The sequence below is a fragment of the Rhizobium ecuadorense genome, from assembly GCF_001187535.1.
Classification (GTDB): Bacteria; Pseudomonadota; Alphaproteobacteria; order Rhizobiales; family Rhizobiaceae; genus Rhizobium; species Rhizobium ecuadorense.
This window is the reverse complement of sequence record NZ_LFIO01000657.1, coordinates 1-240: the sequence shown is the minus strand read 5'-3', so window position 1 is coordinate 240 and position 240 is coordinate 1. Positions and strand designations below refer to the sequence as shown.

The window sequence follows — 240 nt, the reverse complement described above, 5'->3', positions numbered from 1 at the left end:
CCTTGTGATAGCCGCCGACCTGCTTTTGCAGCGCCGTCCTCACGACAGCTGTCGGCGTTGGAACGAGATTGCTTGCTCCACTCAACCGCATGAATTGGGGGCCGGACAAGATCTGCATTGGATGCACGTTATTGTCGCCGAGAGGATCAGCGCGCTTGCTCATGATGCAATCTGGCTCAGCTATGAGAGCATTCCCGAACGCGAACCCCACATCAGGATAATTGCGCATCAGCTCCGCCG

Annotated in this window: 1 pseudogene; it reads right to left on the bottom strand. The window is 57.1% G+C overall.

Annotated elements, in window-relative coordinates:
* A pseudogene (locus AF337_RS45345) lies at positions 1 to 240 on the bottom strand (glycosyltransferase family 2 protein); the annotation flags it as partial.